This is a genomic window from Pleionea sp. CnH1-48 (assembly GCF_024124665.1).
Lineage (GTDB): Bacteria > Pseudomonadota > Gammaproteobacteria > Enterobacterales > Kangiellaceae > JAMXSB01.
This window is the reverse complement of sequence record NZ_JAMXSB010000002.1, coordinates 591,119-599,280: the sequence shown is the minus strand read 5'-3', so window position 1 is coordinate 599,280 and position 8,162 is coordinate 591,119. Positions and strand designations below refer to the sequence as shown.

The 8,162-nt window shown below is 41.5% G+C and carries 5 protein-coding genes; 4 read left to right on the top strand and 1 reads right to left on the bottom strand.

What is annotated here, in order from left to right; translation table 11 throughout:
* On the top strand, positions 1-1,781 hold a 1,781-nt coding region (locus NH399_RS05100), incomplete at its 5' end, for a hypothetical protein (protein WP_253037487.1).
* Positions 1,782-1,793: 12 nt separating this feature from the next.
* Positions 1,794-2,375 (top strand): hypothetical protein, encoded by a 582-nt coding sequence (locus tag NH399_RS05095; protein WP_253037485.1) that lies wholly within the window; start codon positions 1,794-1,796, stop codon positions 2,373-2,375.
* A 361-nt stretch (positions 2,376-2,736) separates the two neighbouring features.
* Here the strand turns inward: NH399_RS05095 and NH399_RS05090 are convergent, their stop codons facing one another.
* On the bottom strand, positions 2,737-3,453 hold the full coding sequence (locus NH399_RS05090) for an integrase core domain-containing protein (RefSeq protein WP_253037483.1): 717 nt from the start codon (positions 3,451-3,453) through the stop codon (positions 2,737-2,739).
* 531 nt (positions 3,454-3,984) lie between these two features.
* Here NH399_RS05090 and NH399_RS05085 point away from each other — a divergent pair.
* Together NH399_RS05085 and NH399_RS05080 are read left to right on the top strand one after the other, a co-directional pair.
* Positions 3,985-4,260, top strand: coding sequence for a hypothetical protein (locus NH399_RS05085; RefSeq protein WP_253037481.1), 276 nt, complete (start codon positions 3,985-3,987; stop codon positions 4,258-4,260).
* A 477-nt stretch (positions 4,261-4,737) separates the two neighbouring features.
* Entirely contained in the window at positions 4,738-8,067 is a 3,330-nt protein-coding gene (locus NH399_RS05080) for an Ig-like domain-containing protein (RefSeq protein ID WP_253037479.1), read from the top strand.
* Positions 8,068-8,162 lie beyond the last annotated feature (95 nt).

Genomic DNA, 8,162 nt, shown 5'->3' with positions numbered 1-8,162 from the left:
CCTTTAACTTTAAGAATGTTCTCACACAAACGGGCCGCTCAGTGATATCAGCAGGAGCCGCGCATTTTGTGATAAAGAATACTTATCAGGCAGGTCAATGGCAAAACCGACAGGTCTTGGCGAATGCTTTTGGTAGTGCGTTAGGTAATGCGATTGTTGAAGACAGGATACATCATACTGAAGCTGCGATAGCCACGAAAAAAGCTTATGAGAACAATCAACGTCTGTTGGACCAAACACAAATAGCGCAAACGCATGCTGACATTAATGAGGTTGCAAATAGTATTGCTGATGCTTCTCAGAGCAATATTGCAGGCGGGTTATCGGATGATATGAGTCGGGTTACGGCGGCAGGAGAAGCGGCAACGGCTGGACGCCGACAAGAACAAATTGCTGCTCGCACCAGAGCTGAGAATACTTATGGTGCTCAAGCTGAACAGTTGGCAAATGAACGCAGTGCGCAACAGGCTGATTTAGAGCGAAGACAACGATTGATAGCAGAGCGTGTCGGTAATCGCTCAACGGTTGAGTTCTGGAATGATGGAATGAGGCATCAGATGGCGCATGAGGAGTTGGTTAGAAATACCGCGCATTTATCGCCTTATAGCTTTGCGACCGATGGTAGCAATGTACCTTTCTTCTTGAGTCAAACGGTGGTTGAGCAGATGCCGAGAGTGGCGACGCCAGAGACTGGGATGAAAAAGGCTGTTAAAGATTATGTGAATATGCAAGTTGCAGGTGCAGAGATTGGTGTGTCGCTTGTATCTAACTTAGCGACAGAGATGGGTAGCGGATTGGTCTTTTTAACAACATGGGGAGCGACAGATGGTAAAAACGCTTTAGGATTTAAGAAAGAACTTGATAAAGAATATAGGTATGATTTACAAACGCCTCAGGCGAGAGAGTTAATGGGATCTATAGCAGAAACACTCCAGCCTGTCGCAAAGTCCTATAATGATTTTAAAGAGTCGTCAGGAGACGTTGCTTTTACCGCATTTGGAAACAGCCCTACAATAGCAACAGCTGTGTTTATGGCTCCTGATGTTATAATGGAGCTCACTAGACTTCCAAAAATTAGAGGAAACCTTGACACAAAGTCTGAATTTGATACTAATATTGAATATAGTACGACGGTAGAGCTCGACAGTACTTGGTCTTCTCAATGGGAGATGAGTTTGGCGCCTGCTGATAATGTGGACTTTGAGGTACCCAGTGTTGTTCCAAACAATATTCCTGATTCTTTAACTTCTTCTCAGTTGGGTAATTCTCTAGGTCGTGGTTTAGAAAAGGATGTGCGATTAATTAATGGGCGAGATGATATCGTTGTAGGTGTGTCACATACTAGGAATACCTTGAGCGCTGTTAATATAAATGAGGAAATTAAAAACCTTAACAAATTGAGCGAACTAGGTTTTCCAGTAGTTAAAAACTTCGGCCGTGTAGATATAGATGGTTATCCTGGAATTTTACTTCAAAATATCAAGGGGGCTCAGTCATCAACATTAGCAAGAGTAGTTGATGATTTTGGTAATGCAACTTATCCAATCATAAAAGGTAAATCACCGCTCTCAAATATAAGCAATAAAACACTATCGGATTTAGAACATGTAAGGTCTTTAGTTAAAACAAAAAATGTAGAAATTCAAGACTTTCAATTTTTGATTGATACTAGAGGAAGAGTTCATATAAACGATCCTCTGCAAGTCACCACTACCAAATATGGAAATCAAACAATTAAAGAATTAGATAGTCTTATTAACTATGTACAAGGTCAATTATAAGGTTGGTGAAACGTGAATGTTATCGAAATGTCTCCAAGTCATCCAAGCGCATGTAAGCCACTACTTGAGCTTTTGGTTGGCCAAAAAATAGTGAGCATAGGAAGAGTTGTTAATTGTGAGCCTGAAGAGTATGTTCTTGACAAAGAAATTAATGCTAATGAGTTTTTTATGCTTACCCATGGGCAAACTTATATTAGCTTTGAAAATGACATTTGCATCGGTGTGATGTATAGCCCCAGTAAAGCTACTTTAATGATATGGAAAGACAATGAAGTAGACTTAACTTCAGGTGAACCGAAAACAAAGCGCTTTGATGGAAAAATAATGAAGGCTGGTGAATCTGACTTTGTATCAGATGAAATTCGTAAAGTTTTAGGTCGTAAGGTTGACTCCATATCGATTGTTAAATTAAATAGAAACCCAACAGTGGAAGGTATGTCGCCATTTGAGGATGGGTTGCTTTTTAATTTTGAAGATGGCGATGGTCTCGTTTTAGGAGCCGGTGTTGTAAAATGCGAGTCTGCTGCTTTAACTTTAATTCCACTAAGTTTTAAACCTTTAGTGGAAGAGGTTGAAATAATTAAGATCGTATAAAAGTGAGTTGAGGATTAGAAAAGGCACCATAGAAAAATGGCAATGATACTCATAAAAAAGCCCGATCAACTCCAATGATCGGGCTTTACTTTATCTACTGTGTCCCGTCCGAAGAATGATCGGCAGTGTCCGCATCATTTGAGACGGGTTTTCGCTTAAAACTCGACCAAAATAGCATGGGGTTTTAAGCTTTGAGATAACAATCTCATGTTAAAAATACTGAGTTTTGAGGATTCGATCATTTTTTGCGCCGTTTCTTAACAATTTGGCGTATTTCAGCCACGATGTATCAGGACAGTTGAATCATCAACTGTCCTGTTTTCATTTTTGTTGGTAGGTTTTAATGCGTCAGCGATGGCTGCTATTCTCGCGGGATATAGTAGCCGCATAATAATCCGCGCCAATCATCAAACCATTGTGCTTTGTTTCGGTCTACTTGCTTTGTGCTATCCCAACATTCAGAAGGCGTTTTGCCATCCAAATAATCGTGTGGTCTTACATGGTTATACCAAAACCGAAAGGTGTTGAGTTCATCGTTGAGCTGAGTTTTGTCTTCAAAAAGCAGAGTTCTTGTTTTCGATTTTAGCGTACCCATAAATCGTTCAACTCGACCGTTTTGCCAAGGTGCAGCAACCTTGGTTCGTTGATGCTTTATATTTAAGAGTTTGAAAGTGGTTGCCATCAGTGTAGAGCAAAAATTTCTTTCATTGTCCGTTCGTATCCTTTTAGGAAAACCAAACTTTTTAATTGTTTGGATAAGTGATAATAAAACTCTAAGAGAGGATTTGTTATCCAACACTTCGAGCTTTAAACAGGCCCGGGTAGCATGTTCAATAATGGCCAGTATTACTTGTTGTTGATTGTCTGCGGTAGTGATGTAAGTTAAGTCCATCGCCCAAGTGCTGTTCTTTGAAATTGCCCTCGGTTTTTTGTGCTTGATATTTCGCCGCAAGATGTCGATGTCATAAGCATGCTTTTTTCTTAAGTTATAAACATAGGTTTTACTCACGGTTTCTTTATCACTGTGAAGTTGATTAAACGTATGGGCCAAGGTTCGGCAGCCTGAGTTTACCGACATCAAAGCGACTAGCCGGATGACTTCATTAATAACCCACTGAGGTTTCTTTCTATTCTTTCGGTAAATGAGCTTTTCTGATTGAGTGACTATTGGTTTTTTGAAAGCCGTGAAGGGTCGATGTTTGCTCCTGTCTTTCAAATAACGATTCAGAAAGAGCGTGATTAACAAAGTAAGAATTAGCAAGAACATGAACGATAAAAGAAACGAGCTGATAATAGTTTCTTATCCATATTTGAGCTAAAAGGTTTAGAGTGAATATTGCTGATTAATCGACGGCTGATTCTAGGTAAAGGCTAAAGTGCGATAAATAGCTGTGCAATCCACGGTGTTATAAAGGCCGCGTTTTTATTATTAATAACAATAAGTTAAAGTGACTTTTCTCTCTTTGTAAACATCGCTTTATGTTACAGTGACTACTCAGTCAATTAGCTTTTTATACGAGCTTTATTGATTGATATTTTAGGTGCGGATGAGAGTGCGCCAACACTCTCATCCGCTGTTCAAATAACCTAGACAAGAGGTTACTTAAACATGAAGCATGATAGTCAAGTTATACAAGAGAGTGCAAATTCTTCTCGCACATCCCAGTTCGGCCACATCGAGATTGATGATTTAATGATGGGGCAAACCCTCGAGGAAAATCTATTTAAAGTTCAGCATGTGTTAGCTGTCATTCAGCATGGTTTTACACCGCCGGGTTCAGATATTCCCATTAAAGAAAGTGCTATCGCAGGTTTAGATTTTCTGCTTGAATATTCGCAACGACTGATTGAAGTCGAAATTGACCGACTCAGTGTATCTGCCTAGCTCCAAAAAAACTGACTTGAGAAAGGCACATAGCTGCCTTTCTATCATTCTCAAAAATCTCCTATTAGCTTCCAGACTATCTGCCCAATAAACCACTCTCAGACATAAAATAGATACTTATCTATCTCAAATAACTAAAATTTGGTTTCTTCAACCTTCGCACAGAGTGATGAATACCCACGCTCCCTTAATGAAATTTAACAAAAAGTATCGGATTCGCATTTCGGGATATTGAAGTCCTGTGAGACGTTAGGCAAAGATAATGAAACACCCCAACAAATAGTACTGACTTGTTCTCGATAAGATATGTAGCGATTTGAAATACAAAACAAGTAGAACCATGTGTAGTGCGAAAAACGGATAAGTTAATCTCATGGATTGCTTGTCTATACATTATTACAAAACAAACCGCACTCATTGAATTTCAAATTTCATCTTACGCGACAATCTTAAAAATCAGATAGGTAAGGGGGATATATGCATAGCATCACAAAGTCAGCATTAATATGTGTGCTGCTTTTTTGTAATCTTGCATTGGCAAAACAGGCAGCTCAACAGCCAGATACTTTATTTCAACGGATTCTTAAAGTAGCAGACCACGCCTGGTCTAATATGTTTAGAGAAACCTTTTTCTTTTTGACTAACTCACCTTTAGAAGGGTGTATTGATAAATCATACACACTCCAAGGAAGCAAACGTTTTCCGGTTGGTAAGGCTTACTACTTACCGACCATTACTGACAGCGATGACTGTGAGTCTGCCTTTTGGTACCTCAAGTACTCACCGTCGACCAACAGCAGCCTACCAATAAAAAACGGTGCCGCTACGACTTTCACGCCGCCCATTACTGGTACTTATGTCTTTAAATTGTGGGGGACAAGAGAGTCCATCGCTGTGACGGTAAAAGCCAATGATATCGCCTACGAGCATTATAACTACTATCCAAGTCGCTCATTGGCTAAGGTAAATGACGAAATTTGGGTAGCTAACAACTACCGCTCTTCCTTGTCTCGAATTGATCCTGTGACTATGGAAAAACTGGGAGAAATTGAAACAGGGCAGTGGCCAGTCGCGGTAGCTAGTAATAACAACACACCATTCCCTATTGTTGTTCAACAAGCAGAAGATACCATCGGGTTTATTAATCCAATAACACAGCGAATTGAAGAGTCGCTTTGGGTTGGGGATGAGCCAAGTAACATTGTAGTTTCTAACAACGGGCAATTGGCTTATGTAACCTTGTCGACATCAGGCAAGGTAGCCGTTGTTGATCTAAATAGCCGCCAAGTCATTAAAAAAATTACCGTGGGCGCATTCCCGAAAGCCATGGCAATCAGCCCAGACAACACGAAGTTATATGTGGGTTCTTATCGTTCAGGAACACCTAATCGAGTCGAATATGATAATGATCCTATAGAAGCTGAGAAAGACATAACCGTCATTGACCTTAATTCATTAACCGTTGAGCACACGTTTATTGATTACGGTAATGTGATTCGTTCTATGGTTGTATCCGATGATAACCAATATCTATTTGTTTCTATCACGCAAGGGTTTAATGATACGGGCATTTTTAATCCTGCTGAGGTCAGCTTCGCCGACGAGGTTGTCAAGATCGATTTACAAAGCAAAACCATTGTCGACCGAATCGATTTATATCGTCAAACTGGCATGGGCTTAGAAGAAAATGCTGCGTTCAATTTGTTTGGACTCATTTATAAAAATAATCGAGTCTATGTGGTGTCTGAAGCTTATGAAACCATCATAGAAATCGATGCGGACTCCATGACCGAAATTAAACGGGTTGTCAGTGGTGAAGGACGCCCAAGAGGTTTATTGATCGACAGTGAAAACAATTTTTACGTTCATAACTCACAGGGGTTTAATTTAACCAAAGTCGATCTAGACAGTGAAGCCATTATTGCCAGTGTGCAAACTGCAGAAGACCCAAGAACACCCGGTATGGCTCATGGCCAACGTTATTTTACTAACACGGGTATTGGTGTTGGTATCGACCGTGGTTGTAATACCTGCCATGTCGATGGCGAAATCGATACGCTGGTTTGGTTAAATGGTGCAGCCGGTGAACCTGTATTGGCAAAGCCTTTAATTTGGATGGAGGGCACAGCGCCTATGACATGGAACGGTAATGTCACGAGCATTGAGGGATACTCTCTTGCGGGCAATGCGAGCGTAGGTCGTAAGCCAACGAAAGAAGAGTTTACCGGGCTCTATGAATATATGTCTGGTGTTATGGCACCACCACCTGCCAACGACTGGACCGAGCGAGACGGGAGCTTATCGGCAGAAGGCGAATTAGGGCGTGAAGTATTCGATAATGCCGGTTGCCGCGATTGTCACTCCGGAAAAATATACACCGATAATCAACGCTACATGGACCCCGAAGGCGCTACGCTTTCTGATACCACAACGCTGATTTCCACATATCGTCGTGGTACATGGGGCAAGCGGGGAGACGACATGACATTAGCACAATCCGTAGAGCGTATGGCGGAGGAGTGGAGTCATGTGAATTTAAGTGCTGATGAATTAGAAAGTTTAACTCGATATGTCGCAGAAATAACCGGGCGAAACTTTTTCTTATTGTTATCCTATCCTCAAGCAAATGAAGTTGCAGCGGCGGTTGATCAACCAGTTAGACTGGAGTTTTCTCATAGTATTTGGAATAACCCCCATAATATTGAAAAAGTCAGTTTACGCGACGCCAATGGCAACCCTGTTGATGCAAGCATTACACTTCTGCGCAACGAAATTGTCATTACACCCAGTTCGCTGCTCGACTATGACTCACATTATGTGGTTAACATCGATGAATCTTTCGAAGCCCATAACGAAATGGCCATTAATGAACCCTTATCGGTATCTTTTAAAACCGCTAAGAAGCCAACGGTGACTTTAGATCCTAACGAAAGTTATGAATGGTTTGTTGATTTTCCTCATATCGATCTTTCATTACCTTCCGGTATCAGTCCCACTCATACGGCTGTTGTGGTAGAGCCATTTTCTATCGAAATCACGCCTTCGGGGATCGCATTGGATGTGAAATATTTTGATAATGATACTGGCAGTAATATTGAGCGAGTGATTGGCGTGATCGATGGTGATAAATTATCGACGGGTAGGATGGGTATCCCAGCAGGACCATTAGCACTGGCAGACACCCCCGGTATGATGGCAACGCTGGTCGATCATAATGGCGATGGCATTGCTGATCTTTATCCCACAGAAGTGGTTAACGAAGATCCTCCACCCCCATTTCCGAGCGATGATGGTACGCATATTGAAGCTGTACTAGCAAACGGTAATTCAAAAGTCCTTTCGACCTGGTTCGAAGAAGATGTGACTTGGAGAGTCAGAGCAAAAGAAGTTATTGATGTGCCGCCTGGTTGCCAAAGTGAGCCGAATGACAATGGATTGGTTGAGACTCAAGACAATGGCTCATTTGGCGTTACCTGGGATAGTGGTAATGGTGTTTCACTATTTATCACCTCGCCTGAGGCAGTGGTCGAAGTCGATCAAAACGCTCCGGGAGGTTATCGTGTGACTTCAGGGACCACCCACTGGGCGGTGACTCGCAACGGATTTTCACCGTTTAATGGATTGTACTTATCTCCACCGATTTTGGTTGACGATACTTCTGATGACATTCTGGACATTACAGAAGAAAACGGCGGGGTGGTTGGTGGATTCGATCCTGATGCAGCAGGTTGTTACCGCATAACGGCGGTTTATCATGGAGGTGGATTTGCTTTTAGTACCCTTTATGCATTTTATCGTGTTGATTAATGTGCTACTAAGAGGCTTATAGAGGAAAGGTCAGCAATTGCTGGCCTTTTTTGTAAGTAGAGGGAAGGGGCGCGACCAAAAGTTCTGAGTAACTA